This window comes from Pseudomonas sp. RT6P73, from assembly GCF_054897715.1.
This window is the reverse complement of record NZ_JBUBUV010000002.1, coordinates 5,189,326-5,214,639: the sequence shown is the minus strand read 5'-3', so window position 1 is coordinate 5,214,639 and position 25,314 is coordinate 5,189,326. Positions and strand designations below refer to the sequence as shown.

Sequence of the window (25,314 nt, the reverse complement as noted above, 5' to 3'; positions counted from 1 at the left end):
AGCCTAGCAGACGGTCGGTAGAAGCGACAGCTTGCGCGATTGTCAATGTCTGATAGAATCCGCGGCCTAATTACGTGCGGTATTCAACAATAGTGTTGGGTGGCGGCACGCAGCCCGAGGAAGACACCATGAAAGCTGAAATCCATCCAGATTATCCAGTCATTGCTGTTACTTGCAGCTGTGGCAACAAGTTCGAAACTCGTTCGACCTTCGGCAAAGCTCTGCCGATCGACGTTTGCAACGAGTGCCACCCGTTCTACACCGGTAAGCAGAAGACTCTGGACACTGGCGGCCGCGTTCAGCGCTTCGCAGACCGTTTCGGTGCTTTCGGCAAGAAACCTGCTGCTGCAGAGTAAGGTTCGAAGGCCTCATGGGCTTTACCTTGCTAATGAAAAAGGCGTCCCTCGTGGGCGCCTTTTTTGTGTCCGCGATTTGGCTGTCCGGCGCCCAGGCCTTCTGCCCGGCTCCGAGCGGTCTGACACCCGTCGAGGTGCAACGGGTGGTGGATGGCGACACCTTGCGCCTGCGCGATGGCCGCAGTGTGCGGATGATCGGCTTGAATACGCCTGAGCTGGGCAAGCAGGGTCGTTCCGACGAGCCGTTTGCCGTTATCGCGCGCAAACGGCTGGAAGCGCTGGTGGCGGCCAGCGACGGGCGCGTGAGTTTGCTGCCAGGTAAAGAGGGCAAGGATCATTACGGTCGCACACTGGCACATGTCTACAGTGCCGATGGCGCCAACCTCGAAGCGCAGATGCTCGCCGAGGGCCTCGGTTTTCAAGTGGCGGTCGCGCCGAATGTCGATTTGGTCGGCTGCCAGCAAGCCGCCGAACGTAGCGCCCGTCAGGCCGGACTTGGCGTGTGGCGGCAATCACCTGTACTGAAAGCGGAGCAGATCAACGCTTCCGGTTTTGCTGTGCTCAGCGGTCGTGTGAGCAAGGTTCAGCGCAATCGCGGCGGGGTTTGGATTGAGTTGCAGGACTCGGTTGTATTGCGTGTTGCACCCAATCTGTTGGGACAGTTCGATGTTGGGACTCTTGAGCGTCTGAAGGGCAAGCAAATCGAAGCGCGTGGTTGGGTGCTGGATCGTTCGCGCCGTGGTGGTTTGAAATCCGGGCAAGCGCGCTGGCTTCTGCCGCTGACCGATCCGGTGATGCTGCAAGTGGTGCGTTAAGAAAAAATTGTAGACATTTTTTATGTCGATTGTGAACAGTCTATCCCTTGTGTTCCGTGGCTCTTGGCCCAAAGTCGTAAGGCAGGGCGCTTGACAGGGGTGACTGGTCAGTCTTGTGGGGACTTTGCGACACGCGTATCCTCGGCGGTCCGTCTGTCCAACAGTAAAAGCGGAATGCCCACATGTCTGATTTGAAAACTGCCGCTCTCGAATATCACGCCCATCCTCGTCCAGGGAAGCTGAGTGTCGAGCTCACCAAGGCCACCGCTACCGCCCGCGATCTGTCGCTGGCCTACAGCCCCGGCGTAGCCGAACCAGTACGCGAAATCGCCCGCGATCCTGAACTGGCCTACAAATACACCGGCAAAGGCAACCTGGTTGCAGTCATTTCCGATGGCACCGCGATTCTCGGCCTGGGTAACCTCGGCCCATTGGCTTCCAAGCCAGTCATGGAAGGTAAAGGCGTGCTGTTCAAGCGCTTCGCCGGCATCGACGTTTTCGACATCGAAGTCGACTCCGAAAGCCCGCAAGCCTTCATCGACACCGTCAAGCGTATCTCCATCACCTTCGGTGGCATCAACCTGGAAGACATCAAGGCACCTGAGTGCTTCGAGATCGAGCGTGCTCTGATCGAGCAGTGCGACATTCCGGTTTTCCACGATGACCAGCACGGTACCGCGATCGTTACTGCGGCCGGCATGATCAACGCCCTGGAAATCGCTGGCAAAACCCTGGCTGACGCCAAGATCGTCTGCCTGGGCGCCGGTGCGGCCGCCATCTCCTGCATGAAGTTGCTGGTGAGCATGGGCGCCAACATCGAAAACATCTTCATGGTTGACCGTACCGGCGTGATCCACTCCGGCCGTGACGACCTGAACCAGTACAAGGCTGTCTTCGCTCACGCGACCGACAAGCGCACCCTGGCTGACGCCCTGACCGGTGCCGACGTGTTCGTGGGCCTGTCCGGCCCGAACCTGCTGAGCGCTGAAGGCCTGAAGTCCATGGCGGCCAACCCGATCGTGTTCGCGTGCTCGAACCCGGATCCGGAAATCTCCCCGGAACTGGCGCACGCCACCCGTGACGACGTGATCATGGCGACCGGCCGTTCGGACTACCCGAACCAGGTCAACAACGTACTGGGCTTCCCGTTCATCTTCCGCGGTGCCCTGGACGTTCGCGCCAAGCGCATCAACGAAGAAATGAAAGTGGCGGCAGCCAACGCCCTGCGTGAACTGGCCAAGCTGCCGGTTCCTCAGGAAGTGTGCGACGCCTACGGTGGCATCAAGCTGGAATTCGGTCGTGAGTACATCATTCCGAAGCCAATGGATGCCCGCCTGATCACCCTGATCTCCGATGCCGTGGCCAAGGCCGCCATCGAGACCGGTGTAGCGACCCTGCCGTATCCGAAGAACTACCCGCTGAAAAGCGTGGATGACGTTTTCAACGGCTAAGCCGTTGTAGCGTTTCAACCAAAAAGCCCTGGCTCATTTGAGTTGGGGCTTTTTTATGTCTGAGGGTTTTGCAGTAGTTGTAATGGCCTCTTCGCGGGCAAGCCTCGCTCCTACAAGGGGCGGGTCGTCCGCAAACGCTGGGAACGATTCATATCCGTAGGAGCGAGGCTTGCCCGCGAAGAGGCCTTCAAAGGCAACGCAAACCCCTCAGTCATAAAAAAGCCCCGCACTTCTCTCGAAGGCGGGGCTTTTGCGTTGCTTCACGCGATCAGAATAGATCGATCGGCGCCGCTTCATCCGCTGGCAACGGGCTGCCTGGCGCATTGCCGTTACCCAGCTCATTCACCGACGGTGGCGTGTCTTCAGCCTTGAACAGCTCGAAGTAAGCACCTGGCGTGCCCGGGCTGGCCGCACGGCCGCTGACCGGGTCAACCCGCAGGCTGAGGAGGCCTTCCGGTTCTGCCTGGGTATGAGGCGGCTTGTCTTTAAGGGCAGCAGCCATGTAGTTCATCCAGATCGGCAGCGCGACGGTGCCGCCGAACTCGCGTTTGCCCAGGCTTTCAGGCTGATCGAACCCGGTCCAGACGGTGGTCACGTAATCGGCGTTGTAGCCGGAGAACCAGGCGTCCTTGGATTCGTTGGTGGTACCGGTCTTGCCCGCAATGTCACTGCGACCCAAGGCCAGTGCGCGGCGGCCGGTGCCGAGTTTGATCACATCTTCAAGCATGCTGTTGAGGATGAAGGTGGTGCGACCGTCGACGATGCGCTCGGCCACGGCCGGCGTTTGCGGCGCAGTGCCGGGTGCGGCCGGAGCCTCGCCCGGGGTCGCATTGACCGTGAACGCCTGGGCGTCGGTCGGTGCGGCGATGCCGTTGGTCACTACGTCGCCCTGAGGAACACTCGGCGGATTGGCGACGAACAGCGTGTCGCCATTGCGGCTTTCGATTTTGTCGATGATGTAGGGGGTAATTTTGTAGCCACCGTTGGCGAAGGTGCTCCAGCCAGTGGCGATTTCCATTGGCGTCAGGGTCGCGGTGCCCAAGGCCAGGGACAAGTTGCGCGGCAGGTCCTGCTTGTTGAAGCCGAACTTGCTGATGTAATCGATGGTGCGATCGACGCCCAGCGCTTGCACCAGTCGGATCGACACCAGGTTGCGCGACTTGTACAGCCCTTCACGCAGACGGATCGGGCCGAGGAAGGTGTTGGTGTCGTTCTTCGGACGCCAGACCTTGTCCAGGTATTCATCGACGAACACGATCGGCGCATCGTTCACCAGGCTGGCGGCGGTGTAGCCGTTGTCCAGCGCGGCGCTGTAAACGAAGGGCTTGAAGCTCGAACCCGGCTGACGCTTGGCCTGCATGGCGCGGTTGTAGTTGCTCTGCTCGAAGGCAAAACCACCAACCAGCGAGCGAATGGCGCCATTTTGCGGATCAAGGGACACCAGCGCGCCTTGCGCTTGCGGGATCTGGCTGAACTTCAGCGAGTTGTCCGGTTGGCGCTGCACGCGAATCAGGTCACCGACTTGAGCCACATCCGACGGCTGCTTCGGATTGGCGCCCATGCTGTTGGTGTTCAGGAATGGACGTGCCCATTTCATTGTGTCCCAAGCGATGTGTTCTTCACCGGTGCGGGTGATCACTTGCAGGCCGTTCTTGTCGACCTGGGTGACGATGGCAGGCTCAAGGCCGCTGATGGCTCGCTGCTTGGTCAGCTCGGTGGCCCAGGCCTCGCGAGTCTTGCCCGGCAGGCGCGACTCAGGACCGCGATAGCCGTGCCGCTGATCGTAGGTCATCAAGCCTTCGTGGACCGCAGTGTTGGCCATTTCCTGAAGATTGCTCGGCACCGTCGTGGTCACGCGGAAACCTTCGGTGTACGCATCGCTGCCGTAGCGGCCGACCATTTCGGCGCGGGCCATTTCAGCAATGTACGGCGCGTTCACTTCCGGCGTCGGCACGTGGTAGCTGGCGTTGAGCGGCTCGTTGATCGCGGTGGTGTAATCGGCTTCAGTAATCTTGCCGAGCTTATACATGCGCCCGAGGATCCAGTCGCGACGTTCCTTGCTGCGGGCCGGGTTAGCCAGCGGGTTAAAGCGCGAAGGGGCTTTTGGCAGGCCGGCGATCATCGCCATCTGCGCCAGGGTGACGTCACGAATCGATTTGCCGTAGTAAACCTGCGCGGCGGCTTCGATGCCGTAGGCGCGGTTACCCAGATAGATCTTGTTGACGTACAGCTCGAGGATCTCGTCCTTGGTCAGCTGCCGTTCGATCTGCAGGGCCAGGAGGATTTCGGTGGTTTTGCGCGAGAAACTGCGTTCGCTGGTCAGGAAGAAGTTCTTCGCCACCTGCATGGTAATGGTGCTGCCGCCGGACTGGATGTGTCCGCTTTTCACCAACTGGGTCGCAGCCCGCATCAGGCTGCTGGGATCGACGCCGTAGTGATTGGCGAAATTGTCGTCTTCAGCACTTAGTAACGCATTGATGAAATTCGGGGGAATGTCGGCGAAACGGATCGGTGTGCGGCGCATTTCGCCAAATTCTGCGATCAACTTGTTGTCGCTGCTGTACACCCGCAGTGGAATCTGCAACTGGATGCTTCGCAGAGCCTCCACAGATGGCAATCCCGGACTAAGGTAAAGAAACGCGCCGCTCAGACCAAGGAGCAGTCCGCAGAAAACGGCGACGATGGACCAACCGAAAAATTTCAGCAGACGAATCAAGGCTTTGGGATATCCAGGGCAAAGAATGAATTGGGCAACAGGGTTCAGATAACAGGGAACGACCCGCGCTTGCAGTAAAAACCGGAAAAAAACGCTGGGCATTATAAGCATTTTTACGTCGAGAGCGTCATTTGCGCTGCTGTCAAGACGGGTGGTTTGAACGCAACGGGTATTACAGAGTCCGTAAGACACGGATAGTCATAGGGAATTGGTAGTGCTAGGACTCTTCAATAAAAAAGCCAACACGCTTCTGGGGATCGACATCAGCTCCACGTCGGTGAAGCTGCTTGAGCTCAGTCGCCAGGGCGACCGCTATCGGGTCGAAGCCTATGCGGTCGAGCCTTTGCCCGCCAACGCGGTGGTCGAGAAAAACATCGCCGAACTCGAAGGCGTGGGTCAGGCACTCTCTCGCGTGCTGCTCAAGGCCAAAACCAGCCTCAGGAATGTCGCCGTGGCCGTCGCCGGTTCGGCAGTCATCACCAAAACCATCGAGATGGACGCCGGTCTTTCCGACGACGAGATGGAAAACCAGCTGAAGATCGAGGCCGATCAGTACATCCCCTACCCATTGGATGAAGTCGCCATCGACTTCGAAGTCCAGGGCGCGTCGGCGCGTAACCCCGAGCGGGTCAATGTGCTGCTGGCAGCCTGTCGCAAGGAAAACGTCGAGGTGCGTGAAGCCGCCCTGGCGCTGGCCGGCCTGACGGCGCGAGTGGTCGACGTCGAGGCTTATGCGCTGGAGCGCTCGTTCAGCTTGCTGGCGGCTCAGCTGGCGGTCTCGCAGGAGGGGCTGACCGTGGCGGTGGTCGATATCGGCGCGACCATGACCACCCTGAGTGTGTTGTACAACGGGCGGATCATCTACACCCGCGAACAATTGTTCGGTGGGCGTCAGCTGACAGAGGAAATCCAGCGTCGTTATGGCCTGACCATCGAGCAGGCGGGGCTGGCGAAGAAGCAGGGCGGGTTGCCGGATGACTACGTCAGCGAAGTCTTGCAGCCTTTTCGCGATGCGCTGGTGCAGCAGGTTTCCAGGTCGTTACAGTTCTTCTTTGCCTCCGGTCAGTACAACGCGGTCGATCACATCCTGCTGGCGGGCGGTACCGCGTCGGTCCCGGGGCTTGATCGCCTGATTGAACAGCGATTGGGCACGCCGACCCAGGTGGCCAACCCGTTCTCCGACATGGCATTGAGCAGTAAGGTCAACGCCGGTGCCCTGGCAAGCGATGCGCCGGCACTGATGATCGCCTGCGGGCTCGCCCTCAGGAGTTTCGACTGATGGCGCGGATCAACCTTTTACCTTGGCGCGAGGAGCTGCGTGAAGAGCGTCGCAAACGCTTTTTGCTGGCACTGGTCGGTGTGTTGGTGTGCTCGGTGGGCGCGATTATTATCGCGGACCAGGTCATCAACGGCGCCATTGACCGGCAAGTGGCCCGCAACGATTACATCGGCAAACAGATTGCCGTGGTCGACGAGCGCATCAAGCAGATCAGCGAACTGAAGTCCCGTCGCCAGCAGCTCGTCGAGCGCATGCGCATCATCCAGGACCTGCAAGGCAACCGTCCGATCAGCGGGCGTATTTTCGACCAGTTGGCGCGTACCCTGCCGGACGGGGTGTATTTCACCGAAGTGAAAATGGCCGGCAAAACCCTGTCCATTACCGGCGCGGCGGAATCGAACAATCGTGTTTCGGACTTGATGCGTAATCTGGATGCGTCCGACTGGTTCGATGCACCGAGCCTCACGGAAGTCAAAGCCACCACCGCCGGTCAGCTGGATCAAGCCAATGTCTTTCAGTTGACCGTCCGTCAGACTCAGCCCTCCGTTGTGGAGGCTGTTAAATGAGCCCCTCCGAATGGTTTGAAGGCCTGCGCAAGATCGACATCAACGATCTGGACACCAACAACATGGGTTCCTGGCCGCCAGCCATCAAGGCCCTGGCGGGCGGCTTGCTCATGGTTCTGGTGTTGGCCCTCGGGTACACCTTTTTCATCAGCGATCTGGAAGATCACCTCACGCTGAAGCGTGAAGAAGAGTCGACTCTCAAGGAGCAATTCGCGACCAAAGCTCGCATGGCGGCAAACCTGGAGCTGTACACCCAGCAGATGAAAGAGATGGAGGCCTCTTTCGGCGTGCTGCTGCGGCAATTGCCCAGCGACACCGAAGTGCCCGGACTGCTGGAAGACATCACCCGTACCGGCCTCGGTAGCGGGCTGGAGTTCGAGGAGATCAAGTTGCTCCCGGAGGTCACCCAGCAGTTCTACATCGAACTGCCGATCCAGATCACCGTGACCGGCGCCTATCACGACCTGGCGACCTTCGTCAGTGGCGTGGCCGGGTTGCCGCGGATCGTTACGCTGCATGATTTCGACCTTGCGCCGGCCGACCCCGAGGGCGGTCCGAAACTGCGTATGAGCATCCTTGCCAAGACCTACCGCTACAACGACAAGGGGCTGCAGAAATGAGCCCGATTCGTTGCTTATGGATGGTTTTGTTGCTCGCCGGTCTGGCCGGTTGCGGCAGCGACAATGACGTCGGCGACCTCGACGCCTACATGAACGAAGTGCGCCTCAGGCCACCGGGCAAGATTGAACCAACGCCGACATTCCGGTCTTACCCAACGTTCACCTACAACGCTGCCAACCTGCGCAGCCCGTTTTCCCGGCAGGTCAGGGTCGACCTGGCGGGTCAGAAGCACGGCTCGCGCAACGTCAAACCCGACCCCAACCGAGCCAAGCAATACCTCGAAGGTTTTAACATCGAGCAGTTTGAAATGGTCGGCACGATCTCGAATGCGACCGGCTCCTTCGCGCTGTTGCGCGGGGCAGGCGGTGTGCATCGGCTCAAAGTCGGCGATTACCTGGGGCGTAACGATGGGCGGATCGTCGCCATCAACGGCTCGCAAGTCGATGTGGTCGAAATCGTTCCCGACGGCGAAGGTGCCTGGCTGGAACGGCCGCGGACCATCCCTTTGAAAGAGCACTCTTAGTGGAACTCGAATAATGAACAGGATTTTCTCAACCCTCGGTATCTCGCTATGGATAGCGTTGTTGTCGCCGATGGTACAAGCGGCCAACCTCAACGCGCTGGATGTCGCCGCGCTGCCGGGTGATCGTGTCGAGTTGAAGTTGTCTTTCGATGGCCCGCCACCGCAGCCCCACGGTTACACGACCGAGTCGCCTGCACGCATTGCGCTGGATCTGCCAGGCGTGGTCACCAAGCTGGCGAGCAAGAGTCGCGACCTGGGCGGCGGCAATGCCCGCAGTGCAACGGTTGTGGAAGCCAAGGACCGTACGCGGCTGATCATCAATCTGACGCAGTTAACCCCGTACAGCGCGCGAGTCGAGGGCAACAAACTGATCGTGGTAGTCGGTGAGGGGGCCAATAACACGGTATCCCGGCCGCCCGCCAGTCCACCTCGCGCCGCGACTGCAACGCCCGCCCCGACAAAAGCCTACGCACCGGTGGGCAAGGCCATCCGCGGTGTGGATTTCCAGCGCGGTACGCAGGGTGAAGGCAATGTGGTGATTGATCTGTCGGATCCGTCCATCGCCCCGGACATTCAGGAGCGCGACGGCAAGATCATCCTCAGTTTCGCCAAGACCCAGTTGCCTGAGCCGTTGCGCGTACGTCTGGACGTCAAGGATTTCGCCACCCCGGTGCAGTTCGTCAACGCCAGCGCCACGGGCGACCGGGCCACGATCAGCATCGAGCCCAGCGGCGCCTTCGATTATTCGACCTACCAGACCGACAACAAGCTGACGGTCAGCATCCGGCCAATGACCGTCGACGACCTGCAAAAGCGCAATGCCGAACGTTTTGCCTATACCGGTGAAAAACTCTCGCTGAATTTCCAGGACATCGATGTGCGCTCGGTGCTGCAACTGATCGCTGACTTCACCAATCTCAATCTGGTGGCCAGCGACACGGTGCAGGGCGGTATCACTCTGCGTCTGCAGAACGTGCCGTGGGACCAGGCGCTGGACCTGGTGCTGAAAACCAAAGGCCTGGACAAGCGCAAGATCGGCAACGTCCTGCTGGTGGCACCGGCCGATGAAATCGCCGCGCGCGAGCGTCAGGAACTGGAATCGCAGAAGCAGATCTCCGACCTCGCGCCCCTGCGTCGAGAGCTGCTGCAAGTCAACTACGCCAAGGCTGCCGACATCGCCAAGCTGTTCACGTCGGTGACCAGTGCCGAATCGAAAATCGACGAGCGGGGTTCGATCACGGTTGATGAGCGGACCAACAACATCATTGCCTACCAGACCCAGGACCGACTCGATGAACTTCGTCGCATCGTTGCCCAACTGGATATCCCGGTGCGTCAGGTGATGATCGAGGCTCGAATCGTCGAAGCCAACGTCGACTACGACAAAAGCCTCGGTGTGCGCTGGGGTGGTTCGGTGCAGAACAAGGGCAACTGGAACACGTCGGGGGTCAGCAATGGTTCGTCAACCACCATTGGTACCCCGGGCAGCACCAGTACCAACTCGCCGTTTGTCGACCTGGGTGCCGCTGGCAATACCTCGGGGATCGGCATCGCCTTCATCACCGATAACGTGCTGCTGGACCTGGAACTGACCGCGATGGAGAAGACCGGTAACGGCGAAATCGTCTCGCAGCCCAAGGTGGTCACGTCCGACAAGGAAACCGCGAAAATCCTCAAGGGCACCGAGATTCCCTATCAGGAAGCCAGCTCCAGCGGTGCCACTTCGGTGTCGTTCAAGGAGGCGTCGCTGTCCCTTGAGGTCACGCCGCAGATCACTCCGGACAACCGGATCATTATGGAGGTCAAGGTCACCAAGGACGAACCGGACTACCTGAACAAGGTCCAGGATGTACCGCCGATCAAGAAAAACGAGGTCAATGCCAAGGTCCTGGTCAATGATGGCGAGACCATCGTGATAGGCGGAGTTTTCTCAAATACTCAGAGCAAGGTTGTAGATAAGGTGCCATTTCTCGGTGATGTGCCGTATCTTGGCCGCCTTTTCCGGCGTGACGTGGTTTCGGAGAAAAAATCCGAGCTGCTGGTATTTCTCACTCCGCGTATCATGAATAACCAGGCGATTGCTGTGAGTCATTGATTCTGTGCGAAATTTGATTCTTGTTGGACCGATGGGGGCTGGAAAAAGCACCATCGGCCGGTTGCTGGCCAAAGAGCTGCGCCTGCCGTTCAAAGATTCCGATAAGGAAATTGAATTGCGCACGGGCGCCAATATCCCGTGGATTTTCGATAAAGAAGGCGAACCGGGCTTTCGTGACCGCGAGCAGGCGATGATTGCCGAGCTGTGCGGCTGCGATGGCGTGGTGCTGGCGACCGGTGGCGGCGCGGTGATGCGCGAAGCTAATCGTCGGGCGCTGCACGCCGGCGGTCGGGTGGTCTATCTGCACGCCTCTGTCGAGCAGCAGGTTGGCCGCACCTCACGCGATCGTAATCGCCCATTGTTGCGCACCGCCGATCCGGCCAAGACCCTGCGGGATCTGCTGGCGATCCGCGATCCGCTTTATCGGGAAATCGCCGACCTGGTGGTTGAAACCGATGAGCGGCCGCCGCGAATGGTGGTGCTCGATATTCTCGAACGCTTGCAGCAGCTTCCTCCCCGTTAAAGCGAGGCGCGAAATGCGCTATCCTCGGCGTCCTGTCACGACCGCTCAAGGTTGTGGCGGATGGCTACCGAACGGCGTCACACCAGCAGACGCCGTGGACATTCGTTAACTCAAGGCAGGACGCCTGATTCCATCTTCACTGTGGGGACACATGCAGACACTCAAGGTCGATCTAGGCGAGCGCAGCTACCCGATTCACATTGGCGAAGGTTTGTTGGATCAGCCTGAGCTGCTGGCCCCGCACATCCGCGGACGGCAAGTGGCTATCATCTCCAACGAGACGGTTGCGCCGCTCTATCTCGAACGTCTGACCCGCAGCCTCGCGCAGTTCTCGGTGATTTCCGTGGTGCTGCCGGACGGCGAAGCTTTCAAGACCTGGGAAACCCTGCAGCTGATTTTCGACGGCCTGCTGACTGCACGCCACGACCGCCGCACCACCGTTATCGCCCTCGGCGGCGGCGTGATTGGTGACATGGCCGGTTTTGCGGCGGCCTGCTATCAGCGCGGTGTTGATTTCATCCAGGTCCCGACCACGTTGCTGTCGCAAGTAGACTCCTCGGTGGGCGGCAAGACCGGGATCAATCACCCGTTGGGCAAGAACATGGTCGGCGCTTTCTATCAGCCGAATGTGGTGCTGATCGATACCGCGACCCTCAATACTCTGCCGGCCCGCGAGCTCTCTGCGGGGCTGGCGGAAGTCATCAAGTACGGGCTGATTTGCGACGAGCCGTTCCTGACCTGGCTCGAAGAAAACGTTGATCGCCTGCGCGCTCTGGACCAGGTCGCCCTGACCTACGCCATCGAACGCTCCTGCGCGGCCAAGGCCGAGGTAGTCGGTGCCGACGAGAAGGAGACCGGTGTTCGGGCCACGTTGAACCTGGGTCACACCTTCGGACACGCTATCGAAACCCATATGGGCTATGGTGTCTGGCTTCATGGCGAAGCCGTCGCTGCTGGCACCGTAATGGCGTTGGAAATGTCCACGCGACTGGGCTGGATCAGCGAGCAGGAACGCGATCGCGGCATTCGTCTGTTTCAGCGTGCCGGCCTGCCGGTCATCCCGCCTGAAGAGATGACTGAAGCCGATTTTCTCGAACACATGGCAATTGACAAGAAAGTGATCGACGGTCGTTTACGCCTGGTGCTGCTGCGCCACATGGGCGAAGCGGTGGTGACCGACGATTATCCGAAAGAAGTTTTACAGGCCACGCTGGGAGCGGATTACCGCGCCCTGGCTCAGCTTAAAGGTTAATAAGATCCCGATGACTAGTTTGCATGCCGACGAGGCTTTCCTCGGCCATTACCAGTTGAGTCATGACCCTTTTGCTCCACGGGTGCCTGGCTTCAAATTCTTCCCGGCCCAGCGCAAACCGGTGCTGGGGCAACTGCATCACCTGGCACGCTACAGCCAGTTGCTGCTGGTCGTCACCGGCCCGCAAGGCAGTGGCAAGACCCTGTTGCGCCAGGCCCTGGTGGCCAGCACGAACAAGCAGTCAGTGCAGAGCGTGGTGGTTTCCGCCCGTGGTGCTGGCGATGCGGCCGGCGTGTTGCGTCAGGTGGCTCAGGCGCTGAACGTCGCCCAGGCGGAGGTCAATGCGATTCTGTCGCAGGTCGTGCAATTGGCGCTGACCGGGCAGGAAGTCTATTTGCTGGTGGATGACGCCGAGCAACTCGACGAATCCGCGCTGGAGGCCCTGCTGGCCCTGGCCGCTGGCGCACCGGAAGGTCGCCCGCATGTGTTCCTGTTCGGTGAGTCGTCGCTGATTGCCCAACTGGACGCGCTGAGCCTCGAGGAAGAGCGTTTCCACGTCATCGAGTTGCAGCCCTACACCGAGGAAGAAACTCGCGAATATCTGGACCAGCGGCTTGAAGGCGCCGGCCGGGGTATCGAACTTTTCACCGCAGATCAGATCTCTGATATTCACGAAAGCTCCGACGGCTGGCCTGGCACCATCAACCAGGTTGCCCGCGATGCAATGATCGAAGCCATGATTGCCAGCCGCTCAGCGGTCAAGCGTCCAAGTATGGGGTTCAACATGCCGAAGAAACACGTATTGGCGATTTCCGCCGTCGTCGTGGTCGCGGTAGCCGCCGCCTGGTTGATGCCAGGTCGCAGCAAAGCACCGACCACCGGCGCGCCTGCCAACGAACAGGCGCAACTGCCGCTCGGCCAAGGCACGCCACAACCTAACAGCGGCGGTGCTCCTGCCGTGGAATTCGCTGGTAATTCGCAACCGATGCCATTGCCGCTGGTCGGCAACTCGCAACCGGTCATGCGCGGTCCTCTGGCTGAAGCGGCCGGTGGCATCACCGAAGGCGACGACGGTGTGCCGGTCGAAGGTTCCAGCGCTACACCGCCAACCGTGACCACCACCGCGCCGCCTGCGGGCATCCAGCCTGGCCCTGCGCCGACGCCTGCCGCCAAACCGGTGCCAGCACCGACTCAGGTCGCCACAGCCAAGCCAGTCCCGACTGCACCTGCCGTGAAGCCGGCCCCGGCTCCAGCGCCAGCCAAGCCAGCCGTCGTGGCCACCGCCAAGCCTGCCGAAAAACCAGCTCCTGCCGCCGCTGCGAAAGGCGCCGGTGGCACCTGGTATGCCGGGCAGCCGACGAGCAACTACGTGGTGCAGATCCTCGGCACCAGCTCCGAAGCGACCGCGCAATCCTTCGTGAAAGAACAGGGCGGCGAGTACCGTTATTTCAAGAAAGTCCTCAACGGCAAGCCGCTTTACGTCATCACTTACGGTAACTTCGCCAACCGTGATGCAGCCCTTACCGCCATCAAGGCCTTGCCAGCGAAGGTTCAGGCTGGTAAACCTTGGCCTCGCACTGTCGCCAGCGTCCAACAGGAACTGGCAACAACTCGCTGAAGATTCGGCGGCCTTACCCAGGCCGCCACTCCCGGCACCTCAAAATTTCTGCAAGCGCATGCCGCCTCTTCAGGCCGCGTGCCTTGTGGTGTCTGCGTCACAGTAGTCTTTGAGTCGTTGCGGTCAAAATTAAAAAAGTTTTGACTAGCACAGCAGATCGCTTTAAACCTTTCACAAATGCGACATAGATTTGCGACAGTTCGTCGTCAAATTTGTGAGCCTCTGTGTCGCTGTGTACAATGACCACCCTTTTGCCCCCGCTAAGCCGGCGTACGTTCGGCGCGGATCGCAAGTGGTTGAATTGAAAAGAAATTTGCCTCGAAAAGAGGCAGCCTGGTGAGAAAGTGTCTATGAAAGCAGGTCTGTACCAACCAGATGAATTCAAGGATAACTGCGGTTTCGGCCTGATAGCCCATATGCAGGGCGAACCCAGTCATACCCTTTTGCAAACGGCCATCGAGGCCCTGACCTGCATGACCCACCGCGGTGGGATCAACGCCGACGGCAAGACCGGTGACGGTTGCGGTCTGCTGATTCAAAAGCCGGATGTGTTCCTGCGAGCGATCGCCCAGGAAACCTTCGGCGTCGAACTGCCCAAGCAATATGCCGTGGGCATGGTCTTCTTCAACCAGGACCCGGTCAAAGCCGAAGCCGCTCGCGAAAACATGAACCGCGAGATCCTGGCAGCCGGCCTGCAACTCGTCGGCTGGCGCAAAGTGCCGATCGACACCAGCGTCCTCGGCCGTCTGGCCCTGGAGCGCCTGCCGCAGATCGAACAGGTGTACATCGGCGGTGAAGGCCTGAGCGATCAGGACATGGCGATCAAGCTGTTCACCTCCCGTCGTCGCTCGTCCGTGGCCAACGCCGCCGACGCCGATCACTACATCTGCAGCTTTTCGCACAAGACCATTATTTATAAAGGCCTGATGATGCCGGCGGATCTGTCCGCCTTCTATCCAGACCTCAGCGACCAGCGCCTGCAAACCTCGATTTGCGTGTTCCACCAGCGCTTCTCCACCAACACCTTGCCGAAATGGCCGTTGGCGCAGCCGTTCCGCTTCCTCGCCCACAACGGCGAGATCAACACCATCACCGGCAACCGTAACTGGGCCGTGGCCCGTCGCACCAAGTTCACCAACGATTTGATGGACCTGGAAGAACTCGGCCCGCTGGTCAACCGCGTTGGTTCCGACTCATCGAGCATGGACAACATGCTTGAACTGATGGTCACCGGTGGCATCGACTTGTTCCGTGGCGTGCGGATGATCATTCCGCCTGCGTGGCAGAACGTCGAAACCATGGACCCGGACCTGCGTGCGTTCTACGAATACAACTCGATGCACATGGAACCGTGGGACGGCCCGGCCGGCGTGGTAATGACCGACGGTCGTTACGCGGTGTGCCTGCTCGACCGTAACGGTCTGCGTCCGGCGCGTTGGGTCACCACCAAAAACGGTTTCATCACCCTGGCGTCCGAAATCGGTGTCTGGAACTACCAGCCTGAAGACGTGATCGCCAAGGGCCGTGTTGGCCCGGGCCAGATCTTTGCCGTGGACACCGAAACCGGTCAGATCCTCGACACCGATGCCATCGACAACCGCTTGAAGTCCCGTCACCCGTACAAGCAATGGCTGCGCAAGAACGCCCTGCGCATCCAGGCGACCATGGAAGACAACGACCACGGTTCGGCGTTCTACGACGTCGATCAGCTCAAGCAGTACATGAAGATGTACCAGGTCACGTTCGAAGAGCGTGATCAGGTGTTGCGTCCGCTCGGCGAGCAAGGCTACGAAGCCGTCGGCTCGATGGGCGACGATACGCCGATGGCCGTGCTGTCCCAGCGTGTGCGCACGCCGTACGACTATTTCCGCCAGCAGTTCGCGCAGGTCACCAACCCGCCGATCGACCCGCTGCGTGAAGCCATCGTCATGTCGCTGGAGATCTGCCTCGGTGCCGAGCGCAACATCTTCCAGGAGTCGCCGGAACACGCCTCGCGCGTGATCCTCAGCTCGCCGGTCATTTCCCCGGCCAAGTGGCGCTCGCTGATGAACCTCGATCGCCCGGGCTTCGAGCGCGCGATCATCGACCTTAACTACGACGAAAGCGTCGGCCTCGAAGCGGCCATCCGCAACGTTGCCGATCAGGCTGAAGAAGCCGTGCGCTCCGGTCGCACCCAGGTCGTGTTGAGTGACCGTCACATTGCCCCGGGCAAGTTGCCGATCCACGCTTCGCTCGCCACCGGCGCGGTGCACCACCGCCTGACCGAGAAAGGCCTGCGTTGCGACTCCAACATCCTCGTGGAAACCGCGACCGCTCGCGACCCGCATCACTTTGCGGTGCTGATCGGTTTCGGCGCCTCGGCGGTCTATCCGTTCCTGGCTTACGAAGTGCTGGGCGACCTGATCCGTACTGGTGAAGTGCTGGGCGACCTCTATGAGGTGTTCAAGAACTACCGCAAAGGCATCACCAAAGGTCTGTTGAAGATCCTGTCGAAGATGGGCATCTCGACCATCACTTCGTACCGCGGTGCGCAGCTGTTCGAAGCCATCGGCCTGTCCGAAGAAGTCTGCGAGCTGAGCTTCCGTGGCGTGCCAAGCCGCATCAAGGGTGCGCGTTTCGTCGACATCGAAGCCGAGCAGAAAGCCCTGGCCGCCGAAGCCTGGAGTCCGCGCAAGCCGATCCAGCAGGGCGGTCTGCTGAAATTCGTCCACGGCGGCGAATATCACGCCTACAACCCGGACGTGGTCAACACCCTGCAAGCCGCTGTGCAGCAGGGCGACTACAGCAAGTTCAAGGAATACACGGCCCTGGTCGACAACCGTCCGGTGTCGATGATCCGCGATTTGTTCAAGGTGAAAACCCTGGACACGCCGCTGGACATCAGCGAGATCGAACCGCTGGAATCGGTGCTCAAGCGCTTCGACTCTGCCGGCATCTCCCTCGGCGCCTTGTCGCCGGAGGCCCACGAAGCCCTGGCCGAAGCCATGAACCGCCTCGGTGCGCGTTCCAACTCCGGCGAAGGCGGCGAAGACCCGGCGCGTTACGGCACCATCAAGAGCTCGAAAATCAAGCAGGTTGCGACCGGCCGTTTCGGTGTGACCCCGGAATACCTGGTCAACGCTGAAGTGCTGCAGATCAAGGTCGCCCAGGGCGCCAAGCCTGGCGAAGGTGGTCAGCTGCCGGGTGGCAAGGTCAACGGTCTGATCGCCAAGCTGCGTTATGCAGTGCCGGGCGTGACCCTGATTTCGCCGCCGCCGCACCACGACATCTATTCGATCGAAGATTTGTCGCAACTGATTTTCGACCTGAAACAAGTCAACCCGAAGGCCCTGGTCTCGGTGAAGCTGGTAGCAGAAGCGGGCGTCGGCACCATCGCGGCCGGTGTGGCCAAGGCCTACGCGGACTTGATCACCATCTCCGGCTACGACGGCGGCACCGGCGCATCGCCGTTGACGTCGATCAAATACGCGGGCGCTCCGTGGGAGCTCGGCCTGGCCGAAACCCACCAGACCCTGCGCGGCAACGACCTGCGCGGCAAAGTCCGGGTACAAACCGACGGCGGCCTGAAAACCGGCCTCGACGTGATCAAGGCTGCGATCCTCGGCGCTGAAAGTTTCGGCTTCGGCACCGCGCCAATGATCGCGCTGGGCTGCAAATACCTGCGCATCTGCCACCTGAACAACTGCGCCACCGGCGTCGCGACTCAGAACGAGAAGCTGCGTAAGGATCACTACATCGGCACCGTCGACATGGTGGTGAATTTCTTCACCTACGTCGCCGAAGAAACCCGTGAGTGGCTGGCCAAGCTGGGCGTGCGCTCCCTCGAAGAGCTGATCGGCCGTACCGATCTGCTGGACATCCTCGAAGGCCAGACCGCCAAGCAGAATCACCTGGACCTGACCCCGTTGCTCGGCAGCGACCACATCCCGGCAGACAAACCTCAGTTCTGCCAGGTAGAGCGCAACCCGCCGTTCGACAAAGGCCTGCTGGCCGAGAAAATGGTCGACATGGCCACCTCGGCCATCAACGACATGAGCGGCGCCGATTTCGCCCTGGACATCTGTAACTGCGACCGTTCGATCGGCGCGCGGATCTCCGGTGAAATCGCTCGCAAGCACGGCAACCAAGGCATGGCGAACGCGCCGATCACCTTCCGCTTCAAAGGGACGGCCGGTCAGAGCTTCGGCGTGTGGAACGCTGGCGGCCTGAACATGTACCTGGAAGGCGACGCCAACGACTACGTCGGCAAAGGCATGACCGGTGGCAAGCTGGTCATCGTTCCGCCGAAGGGCAGCGTCTACAAGACTCAGGACAGTGCCATCATCGGCAACACCTGTCTGTACGGCGCCACGGGCGGCAAGCTGTTCGCTGCCGGTACCGCGGGCGAGCGTTTTGCCGTGCGTAACTCCGGTGCTCACACGGTTGTGGAAGGCACTGGCGATCACTGCTGCGAGTACATGACCGGTGGTTTCGTCTGCGTCCTGGGCAAGACCGGTTACAACTTCGGCTCAGGCATGACCGGCGGTTTCGCCTACGTGCTCGACCAGGACAACAGCTTCGTTGACCGGGTCAACCACGAACTGGTGGAAATCCAGCGGATCAGCGGTGAGGCGATGGAAGCCTATCGCAGCCACCTGCAACGCGTGCTGAACGAATACGTCGAGGAAACCGACAGCGAATGGGGTCGTAACCTCGCTGAAAACCTCGACGACTATCTGCGTCGTTTCTGGCTCGTGAAACCGAAAGCGGCGAGCTTGAAATCTTTGCTCTCCAGTACTCGTGCGAGTCCGCAATAAACGACGCAGCAGCAAGCGGCAAGCTCCAAGCCGCAAGTTAACAGCAGTGCGCGTTGTGCCTGCCACCGTGATTGTCTTGCAGCTTGAAGCTTGTAGCTTGAAGCTGTCGTGTAAGAGGTTTTGAAGATGGCCGAACGTCTCAATAACGACTTCCAGTTCATCGAGGTCGGGCGCAAGGATCCGAAGAAGAAACTGTTGCGTCAACGCAAGAAAGAGTTCGTGGAGATCTACGAACCCTTCAAACCCCAGCATTCGGCCGACCAGGCCCACCGCTGCCTGGGTTGCGGTAACCCGTATTGCGAATGGAAGTGCCCGGTGCACAACTTCATTCCGAACTGGCTGAAGCTGGTGGCCGAGGGCAACATCCTTCAGGCCGCCGAGCTGTCGCACCAGACCAACACCCTGCCGGAAGTGTGCGGCCGGGTGTGCCCGCAGGATCGTCTGTGCGAGGGTGCCTGCACCCTCAACGACGGCTTCGGCGCGGTGACCATCGGTTCGGTCGAGAAGTACATCACCGACACCGCGTTCGCCATGGGCTGGCGCCCGGACATGTCCAAGGTCATACCGACCGGAAAACGTGTTGCCATCATCGGCGCGGGCCCTGCCGGCCTGGGCTGTGCCGACGTGCTGGTACGTGGCGGCGTGACCCCGGTGGTGTTCGACAAGAACCCGGAAATCGGCGGTCTGCTGACCTTCGGTATCCCGGAGTTCAAGCTGGAAAAGACCGTGCTGAGCAATCGTCGCGAAGTCTTCACCGGCATGGGCATCGAGTTCCGCCTGAACACCGAAGTGGGCAAGGACGTGACCATCGAGCAACTGCTCGAAGAATACGATGCCGTGTTCATGGGCATGGGCACCTACACCTACATGAAGGGCGGCTTTGCCGGTGAGGACCTGCCGGGCGTGCATGACGCGCTGGACTTCCTGATCGCCAACGTCAACCGCAACCTGGGCTTTGAAAAGTCGCCGGAAGATTTCGTCGACATGAAAGGCAAGAAGGTCGTGGTACTGGGCGGCGGCGACACGGCGATGGACTGCAACCGTACGTCGATTCGCCAGGGCGCCAAGTCGGTGACCTGCGCTTATCGTCGTGACGAAGCGAACATGCCGGGCTCGCGCAAAGAGGTGAAGAACGCCAAGGAAGAAGGCGTGAAATTCCTCTACAACCGCCAGCCGATCGCCATTGTCGGTGAAGACAAGGTCGAAGGCGTGAAGGTGGTCGAGACCCGTCTCGGCGAACCGGACGCCCGTGGCCGTCGCAGCCCCGAGCCGATCCCGGGTTCCGAAGAGATCATCCCGGCCGACGCCGTGGTCATCGCGTTCGGTTTCCGCCCGAGCCCGGCGTCGTGGTTCGAACAGCACAGCATCCAGACCGACAGCCAGGGCCGCGTTGTGGCCCCGGAACAAGGCCAGTACAAGCACCAGACCAGCAACCCGAAAATCTTCGCCGGTGGCGATATGGTTCGCGGTTCTGACCTAGTGGTGACGGCGATCTTCGAAGGCCGCAATGCGGCTGAAGGGATCCTGGATTACCTGGGCGTCTGACGACGCCAGCTGCAAGCTTCAAGCTATTAGCTGCAAGCTTAAAGCCACAGCGCTTGCGGCTTGCAGCTTGAAACTTGCAGCTGTTCTTCTGCGACAAATTGACCCGATAGACAAAAGGCACGGCTCTTGCCGTGCCTTTTGCGTCGCGCTCTGAGAAAATGCCCGCACTTTTTTTCCGGATGCCGACATGACTGCCCTGAAGAACGACCGTTTCCTTCGCGCCCTGCTCAAGCAACCCGTAGACGTCACGCCGGTATGGATGATGCGTCAGGCCGGTCGCTACCTGCCTGAATACCGCGCCAGCCGTGCCAAGGCCGGCGACTTCATGAGCCTGTGCATGAACCCGGAGTTCGCTTGCGAAGTCACGATGCAGCCGCTCGACCGCTATCCACAACTGGACGCGGCGATTCTGTTCTCCGATATCCTCACCATCCCGGATGCCATGGGCCAGGGCCTGTACTTCGAAACCGGTGAAGGTCCACGCTTCAAGAAAGTCGTCAGCACGATGGCCGACATCGAAGCCCTGCCGATTCCAGATCCGCACAAAGACCTCGGCTACGTCATGGATGCGGTCAGCACCATCCGCCGCGAACTGAACGGTCGCGTGCCGCTGATCGGCTTCGCCGGCAGCCCGTGGACCCTGGCCACCTACATGGTCGAAGGCGGCTCGTCGAAAGACTACCGCAAGACCAAAACCATGCTCTACGACAACCCGCAAGCTTTGCACCTGCTTCTGGACAAGCTCGCGCAGACGGTCACCAGCTACCTCAACGGCCAGATCATGGCCGGGGCGCAAGCGGTGCAGATCTTCGATAGTTGGGGCGGCAGCCTTTCGGCGGCGGCGTACCAGGAATTCTCCCTGGCCTACATGCGCAAAATCGTCAGCGGTCTGATCCGCGAACACGAAGGCCGCAAAGTGCCGGTCATCCTGTTCACCAAGAACGGCGGCCTGTGGCTGGAAAGCATTGCCGACGCTGGCGCTGATGCGTTGGGCCTGGACTGGACCTGCGACATCGGCAGCGCCCGTGATCGCGTCGGCAACAAAGTCGCCCTGCAAGGCAACATGGACCCGACCGTGCTCTACGCCAAGCCGGAAGCCATTCGCACCGAAGTCGGCCGGATCCTCGCCAGTTACGGCAAGGGCAGCGGCCACGTGTTCAACCTGGGCCATGGCATTACCCCGGAAGTTGATCCGGAACATGCGGGCGCGTTCCTGCGTGCGGTACATGAGCTGTCGGCGCAATACCACGAGTAATACCTTTTCTTGATGGCTGCCCGTGCCAAGGCCGGGTGGCAATCACGATTAGAATTTTTCTGATTGTTTCTCGCGGGATTAAGTACTGTTGTTTAAGTTGCCGTAGTTGGTTGTTTTCTTCTTGGTTTGCTATTTTTCAAGTTGAAAGTTGTAGTTGCTTACATCGTGCAGTATTTTCTAATAAGTGCTCGTCTTGACGGTCTGTCTATAACTAACTTTAATCGTGCCACTAGTTCAACTTTGGTGGGCGTGATGAGAAGCAGTGGTTATTCGCGAGTACAAGTAGTGCTGCACTGGCTTTCAGCGGCAGTGATTTTATGGGCGTTATTGTCTGGTTTCTATGTTTCAGTAGTTGAAGTGACGCCACAAACAAAGGATTGGGTAGGCTTCGTCAACGTATCTGTGACCGCACTATTCATCCCGGTGTTCGCTTTAAGGTTGTATCTGGTTTTCATGTCATGCGCCGATGACGCACGCAACAAAACACTGATGGATCACGTGGCGTGCCTGATGCACAAAGCTATTTATCTAGTCACCGGGGTTGTACTAATTACCGGGGTATTGATGATGGATCGCGACATTAATGTGTTCAACTTGTTTTTAGTGCCGCAGCCCTTGGAAAGTCCAGTCTGGATTGACAGGTTTTTTGCTGTCCATGTCTGGACGTGCGGGCTGTTGTTGATACTGGTGGCATTGCACATCTCAGCCGTTATCAAACACGAACTCTGCGGACGCCGAGTCCTGAAACGTATGACTTTCTGACTCAGGCGGGTTGATTGCCCGGCAGGGTCGGTAGCTTCGCCAGTTTTAACGCCACCAGTAGCGCAATTACCAGCAGCGCAGCGATGAATATCCCGATCCCGTTCCACCCACCCAGGTGCCAGAACACCCCGCCCGCCGTCCCCGCAATGCTCGACCCGGCGTAATAGCTGAACAGGTACAGCGACGACGCCTGCCCCTTGGCCTTGACCGCCCGACGCCCAATCCAGCTGCTGGCCACCGAATGCGCGCCAAAGAAGCCGAAGGTGAAGATCAACATGCCGATAATCACCACTGGCAGCGGCGTGAACATGGTCAGGGCAAGGCCGGCGAGCATCAGCACGATCGTCGCCCAAAGCACTTTGCGCCGGCCCAGTTGATCGGCCAAAGAGCCGATTTTTGCCGAGCTGTAGATGCCCGACAGGTACACCACCGACAGCAGGCCGACGAAGACCTGGTCCATGTGGTACGGCTCCGCCAGCAAGCGATAACCGATGTAGTTGAACAGCGTGACAAACGCACCCATCAGCACAAAGGCTTCGAGAAACAGCAGCGGCAGACCGGCGTCGCGAAAGTGCATGGTGAAGCCGTCGAGCAGGCTGCGCGGGTGCAGCGAGCGAGCGCGGAAGTTGCGTGATGCGGGGAGGATTTTCCAGAACACCGTCGCTGCGATCAGCGCCAGACCGCCAATCACCAGCATCGCGGTGTGCCAGCTGACGAAGTCGATCAATACGCCAGTGATCAAGCGGCCGCTCATCCCGCCAATCGCGTTGCCACCGATGTACAAACCCATTGCCAGACCGATGTGCTGCGGGTGGATCTCCTCGCTCAGGTAGGTCATGGCAACTGCCGCCAGTCCGCTCAACGACAACCCGATCAACGCACGCATCACCAGCACGCCTTGCCAGCTCGGCATCATCGCACTGGCCATGGTGCACAGCGCGGCGGCGAACAAGGCCGCCACCATCACCGTTTTGCGTCCGACACGGTCGGAGATCGGGCCGGTGATCAGCAGGCCGATGGCGAGCATCCCGGTGGCCACCGACAGGATCAGGCTGCTCTGCGCCGCGTTGATCGAGTACTCGTGGGACAGCAGCGGCATCATCGGTTGCACGCAGTAAAGTAAAGCGAAGGTCGCGAAGCCGCCGGAGAACAGCGCCAGCACCGTGCGCATGAACATCGGTGTGCCTTTCTCGATGTAGATCTCTTTCAATTCGGCGACAACATCGTCCGCCGCAGCGGGCGAAACTTCATGGGCAAGGGGGGCGACAGCAGTTTTCACTTCGGACCTCGGAGGGCGCAGCCGGTCAGGCAATGAAAAAAGCATATAGCTGCCTAATGATTCAATCCAATATATTGTTCGACCTGTTTGATAGGTTTAACGACCTAATGGAGTTTTCATGGAATTGCGTCACCTGCGCTACTTCATCGCCGTCGCCGAAGAACTGCACTTCGGCCGCGCCGCTCAGGTATTGGGCATCTCGCAACCGCCGCTGAGCCAGCAGATTCAGGCGCTGGAGCAAGAGGTTGGCGCCCGGCTGTTCGAGCGCACCAATCGTCGGGTCGAGCTCAGCGAAGCCGGTCGTCTGTTTCTGGAAGAGGCGCGACTGGTGTTGGCGCAGGTCGACAAAGCGGCCGATGTGGCACGACGTGCGCAGTTGGGTGAGTTGGGCGAACTGAAAATCGGCTTCACCTCGTCGGCGCCGTTCAACTCGACCATTCCCCAGGCGATTTTCTCGTTCCGCCAGCGCTTCCCGGCGGTGCATTTAAATCTGCGGGAAATGAGCAGCACCCAGGTGGCCGATGCGCTAGTGGATGAGTCGATCGAAGTCGGCATCATGCGGCCGCTTGGATTGCCGGATTCCCTCAGCGTCGTGGAATTGATGCGTGAGCCGCTGGTGGCGGTGCTCAGCTCTAAACATCCGCTAGTGAACGGCACCGAAGAAGGTTTGTTCCTCTCGGCATTGGCCCTCGAACCGTTCGTGTTTTTCCCGCGTAGTTATGGCAGTGGTCTGTACGCACAGTTACTCAGCCTGGCCCGGGATGCCGGCTTCAGCCCGCACTTCGCGCAAGAGGCGGGCGAGGCAATGACTATTATCGGGTTGGTGGCGGCGGGGTTGGGCGTGTCGGTGCTGCCGGCGTCTTATCAGCGGATGCGCATTGACGGCGTGGTGTACCGGCCGTTGCTCGATCCGGCAGCGGTGTCGGCGGTGTGGCTGGTGCAGCGCAAGGACCAGAAATCGCCGATGGCCAAGGCGTTTGTGGAGTTGTTGACGAGGAAGGTTGAACCGTTGAAGTCGTGACTGTTTCGCGATCATATAATTTCGGCTGATTAAAATTCCTGGTTGAGGAGGTGTGGCTCAAGAGCTACACTCGCTGCATGACCGAGATCCTTCGAAGCTCAACATTTTCTGGCTGGCTATTGAAGCTGGCCGACAGCCGCGCCAGGATGCGTATTCAGGTGCGAATCGATCGTATGGCCGATGGGCAATTCGGTGATGTCAAAGCCATCGGGGAAGGGTTGAGTGAAATCCGTATCGATTACGGCCCCAGTTATCGGGTCTACTTCATGCAGCAAGGTCGTCAGTTAGTCATCCTTCTATGCGGAGGTGACAAAAGCAGCCAAACACGTGACATCAAACAGGCCAGGCTCATTGCAAAATCCTGGCAGGAGCAAAACCCATGACCGAACAATTCACTCGCTGGGACTCTGCCGAGTACCTCAAGACCGAAGAGGACATGGCCAATTATCTTGACGCTAGCATGGAAGAAGCGGGGGATGATCCAGCATTTATCGCCAGAGCACTTGGGACTATTGCGCGTGCTCGAGGCATGACCCAGGTCGCACGGGATGCGGGGCTCTCTCGGGAAAGCCTTTACCGTGCACTTTCGGGTGAAGGCAATCCGGAATTCGGTACCATTCTTAAAGTTATGAAGGCTTTAGGACTGAAGTTACACGCCAGTACCTGAGTCAAACGAAAAGAAGAAAGACGACTAGTGGTGACTTAAGCAATACTCCTCCCGTTCCCGAAAGGGGCTTGTGAGACTCTGAGGATCCTGGGCAACCAGCCATCGCAGAGCCAGACAGGTACAGGGCGATGACAAGCCGACCTGTTTGTGAAGGGGCGCCGAAAGGCGCCCTTT

General features: G+C 59.6%; 20 protein-coding genes. 18 read left to right on the top strand and 2 right to left on the bottom strand.

Annotated elements, in window-relative coordinates; all coding sequences use genetic code 11:
* Nucleotides 1-128: 128 nt before the first annotated feature.
* From rpmE to ACYZT6_RS24095, 3 genes are all read left to right on the top strand, one after another.
* A complete protein-coding gene (gene rpmE, locus ACYZT6_RS24105; protein ID WP_131061460.1) occupies nucleotides 129-356 on the top strand; it encodes a 50S ribosomal protein L31 in 228 nt (75 codons plus the stop codon).
* Between the two features lie 14 nt (nucleotides 357-370).
* A complete protein-coding gene (locus ACYZT6_RS24100; protein WP_462028926.1) occupies nucleotides 371-1,171 on the top strand; it encodes a thermonuclease family protein in 801 nt (266 codons plus the stop codon).
* A 182-nt stretch (nucleotides 1,172-1,353) separates the two neighbouring features.
* Nucleotides 1,354-2,622 (top strand): malic enzyme-like NAD(P)-binding protein, encoded by a 1,269-nt coding sequence (locus tag ACYZT6_RS24095; protein WP_046031175.1) that lies wholly within the window; start codon nucleotides 1,354-1,356, stop codon nucleotides 2,620-2,622.
* 268 nt (nucleotides 2,623-2,890) lie between these two features.
* Here ACYZT6_RS24095 and ACYZT6_RS24090 read toward each other — a convergent pair whose 3' ends face one another.
* Nucleotides 2,891-5,335, bottom strand: coding sequence for a penicillin-binding protein 1A (locus ACYZT6_RS24090; RefSeq protein WP_462030005.1), 2,445 nt, complete (start codon nucleotides 5,333-5,335; stop codon nucleotides 2,891-2,893).
* Nucleotides 5,336-5,552: 217 nt separating this feature from the next.
* On the opposite strand from ACYZT6_RS24090, the gene ACYZT6_RS24085 reads away from it, so the two are divergent.
* The 12 genes from ACYZT6_RS24085 (at nucleotide 5,553) to ACYZT6_RS24030 (ending at nucleotide 22,173) form a co-directional block, all read left to right on the top strand.
* Nucleotides 5,553-6,617, top strand: a complete 1,065-nt coding sequence (locus ACYZT6_RS24085; RefSeq protein WP_462028925.1) for a pilus assembly protein PilM — start codon at nucleotides 5,553-5,555, stop codon at nucleotides 6,615-6,617.
* On the top strand, nucleotides 6,617-7,183 hold the full coding sequence (locus tag ACYZT6_RS24080) for a PilN domain-containing protein (RefSeq protein WP_462028924.1): 567 nt from the start codon (nucleotides 6,617-6,619) through the stop codon (nucleotides 7,181-7,183). The genes ACYZT6_RS24085 and ACYZT6_RS24080 overlap by 1 nt, the downstream gene beginning before the upstream one ends.
* Entirely contained in the window at nucleotides 7,180-7,803 is a 624-nt protein-coding gene (gene pilO / locus ACYZT6_RS24075; protein ID WP_462028923.1) for a type 4a pilus biogenesis protein PilO, read from the top strand. Before ACYZT6_RS24080 ends, pilO begins: the two co-directional genes overlap by 4 nt.
* Entirely contained in the window at nucleotides 7,800-8,327 is a 528-nt protein-coding gene (locus tag ACYZT6_RS24070) for a pilus assembly protein PilP (protein ID WP_462028922.1), read from the top strand. The genes pilO and ACYZT6_RS24070 overlap by 4 nt, the downstream gene beginning before the upstream one ends.
* A 13-nt stretch (nucleotides 8,328-8,340) precedes the next feature.
* Complete coding sequence (pilQ, locus tag ACYZT6_RS24065; protein ID WP_462028921.1) at nucleotides 8,341-10,422, top strand: type IV pilus secretin PilQ; 2,082 nt, start codon at nucleotides 8,341-8,343, stop codon at nucleotides 10,420-10,422.
* Between the two features lie 4 nt (nucleotides 10,423-10,426).
* Entirely contained in the window at nucleotides 10,427-10,945 is a 519-nt protein-coding gene (gene aroK, locus ACYZT6_RS24060; RefSeq protein ID WP_010464421.1) for a shikimate kinase AroK, read from the top strand.
* 151 nt (nucleotides 10,946-11,096) lie between these two features.
* Nucleotides 11,097-12,197, top strand: coding sequence for a 3-dehydroquinate synthase (gene aroB / locus ACYZT6_RS24055; RefSeq protein WP_462028920.1), 1,101 nt, complete (start codon nucleotides 11,097-11,099; stop codon nucleotides 12,195-12,197).
* A gap of 10 nt (nucleotides 12,198-12,207) precedes the next feature.
* Entirely contained in the window at nucleotides 12,208-13,815 is a 1,608-nt protein-coding gene (locus ACYZT6_RS24050) for an AAA family ATPase (RefSeq protein ID WP_462028919.1), read from the top strand.
* A 350-nt stretch (nucleotides 13,816-14,165) separates the two neighbouring features.
* Nucleotides 14,166-18,611 (top strand): glutamate synthase large subunit, encoded by a 4,446-nt coding sequence (gene gltB, locus ACYZT6_RS24045; RefSeq protein ID WP_462028918.1) that lies wholly within the window; start codon nucleotides 14,166-14,168, stop codon nucleotides 18,609-18,611.
* Nucleotides 18,612-18,737: 126 nt separating this feature from the next.
* Entirely contained in the window at nucleotides 18,738-20,156 is a 1,419-nt protein-coding gene (locus ACYZT6_RS24040) for an FAD-dependent oxidoreductase (RefSeq protein WP_462028917.1), read from the top strand.
* A gap of 187 nt (nucleotides 20,157-20,343) precedes the next feature.
* Nucleotides 20,344-21,411: a uroporphyrinogen decarboxylase gene (gene hemE / locus ACYZT6_RS24035; protein WP_462028916.1), complete on the top strand. Its 1,068-nt coding sequence runs from the start codon at nucleotides 20,344-20,346 to the stop codon at nucleotides 21,409-21,411.
* Nucleotides 21,412-21,663: 252 nt separating this feature from the next.
* Complete coding sequence (locus ACYZT6_RS24030; protein WP_462028915.1) at nucleotides 21,664-22,173, top strand: cytochrome b; 510 nt, start codon at nucleotides 21,664-21,666, stop codon at nucleotides 22,171-22,173.
* Nucleotide 22,174: 1 nt separating this feature from the next.
* On the opposite strand, the gene ACYZT6_RS24025 is transcribed toward ACYZT6_RS24030, so the two are convergent.
* Complete coding sequence (locus ACYZT6_RS24025) at nucleotides 22,175-23,452, bottom strand: MFS transporter (RefSeq protein WP_462028914.1); 1,278 nt, start codon at nucleotides 23,450-23,452, stop codon at nucleotides 22,175-22,177.
* Nucleotides 23,453-23,570: 118 nt separating this feature from the next.
* Between ACYZT6_RS24025 and ACYZT6_RS24020 the strand changes: the two genes are divergently transcribed.
* From ACYZT6_RS24020 to ACYZT6_RS24010, 3 genes are all read left to right on the top strand, one after another.
* Nucleotides 23,571-24,473 carry a LysR family transcriptional regulator gene (locus ACYZT6_RS24020; protein WP_462028913.1) on the top strand — a complete coding sequence of 301 codons (903 nt, stop codon included), beginning with the start codon at nucleotides 23,571-23,573 and terminating at the stop codon, nucleotides 24,471-24,473.
* A 77-nt stretch (nucleotides 24,474-24,550) separates the two neighbouring features.
* On the top strand, nucleotides 24,551-24,856 hold the full coding sequence (locus tag ACYZT6_RS24015; protein ID WP_462028912.1) for a type II toxin-antitoxin system RelE/ParE family toxin: 306 nt from the start codon (nucleotides 24,551-24,553) through the stop codon (nucleotides 24,854-24,856).
* Entirely contained in the window at nucleotides 24,853-25,140 is a 288-nt protein-coding gene (locus ACYZT6_RS24010; RefSeq protein ID WP_131061443.1) for an addiction module antidote protein, read from the top strand. Before ACYZT6_RS24015 ends, ACYZT6_RS24010 begins: the two co-directional genes overlap by 4 nt.
* Nucleotides 25,141-25,314 lie beyond the last annotated feature (174 nt).

Bases quoted from the DNA above. Each gene is read 5' to 3' on its own strand.
- rpmE (WP_131061460.1), top strand. From the start codon at position 129: ATGAAAGCTGAAATCCATCCAGATTATCCAGTCATTGCTGTTACTTGC.
- ACYZT6_RS24100 (WP_462028926.1), top strand. From the start codon at position 371: ATGGGCTTTACCTTGCTAATGAAAAAGGCGTCCCTCGTGGGCGCCTTT.
- ACYZT6_RS24095 (WP_046031175.1), top strand. From the start codon at position 1,354: ATGTCTGATTTGAAAACTGCCGCTCTCGAATATCACGCCCATCCTCGT.
- ACYZT6_RS24080 (WP_462028924.1), top strand. From the start codon at position 6,617: ATGGCGCGGATCAACCTTTTACCTTGGCGCGAGGAGCTGCGTGAAGAG.
- pilO (WP_462028923.1), top strand. From the start codon at position 7,180: ATGAGCCCCTCCGAATGGTTTGAAGGCCTGCGCAAGATCGACATCAAC.
- ACYZT6_RS24070 (WP_462028922.1), top strand. From the start codon at position 7,800: ATGAGCCCGATTCGTTGCTTATGGATGGTTTTGTTGCTCGCCGGTCTG.
- pilQ (WP_462028921.1), top strand. From the start codon at position 8,341: ATGAACAGGATTTTCTCAACCCTCGGTATCTCGCTATGGATAGCGTTG.
- aroB (WP_462028920.1), top strand. From the start codon at position 11,097: ATGCAGACACTCAAGGTCGATCTAGGCGAGCGCAGCTACCCGATTCAC.
- ACYZT6_RS24050 (WP_462028919.1), top strand. From the start codon at position 12,208: ATGACTAGTTTGCATGCCGACGAGGCTTTCCTCGGCCATTACCAGTTG.
- gltB (WP_462028918.1), top strand. From the start codon at position 14,166: ATGAAAGCAGGTCTGTACCAACCAGATGAATTCAAGGATAACTGCGGT.
- ACYZT6_RS24040 (WP_462028917.1), top strand. From the start codon at position 18,738: ATGGCCGAACGTCTCAATAACGACTTCCAGTTCATCGAGGTCGGGCGC.
- hemE (WP_462028916.1), top strand. From the start codon at position 20,344: ATGACTGCCCTGAAGAACGACCGTTTCCTTCGCGCCCTGCTCAAGCAA.
- ACYZT6_RS24030 (WP_462028915.1), top strand. From the start codon at position 21,664: ATGAGAAGCAGTGGTTATTCGCGAGTACAAGTAGTGCTGCACTGGCTT.
- ACYZT6_RS24020 (WP_462028913.1), top strand. From the start codon at position 23,571: ATGGAATTGCGTCACCTGCGCTACTTCATCGCCGTCGCCGAAGAACTG.
- ACYZT6_RS24015 (WP_462028912.1), top strand. From the start codon at position 24,551: ATGACCGAGATCCTTCGAAGCTCAACATTTTCTGGCTGGCTATTGAAG.
- ACYZT6_RS24010 (WP_131061443.1), top strand. From the start codon at position 24,853: ATGACCGAACAATTCACTCGCTGGGACTCTGCCGAGTACCTCAAGACC.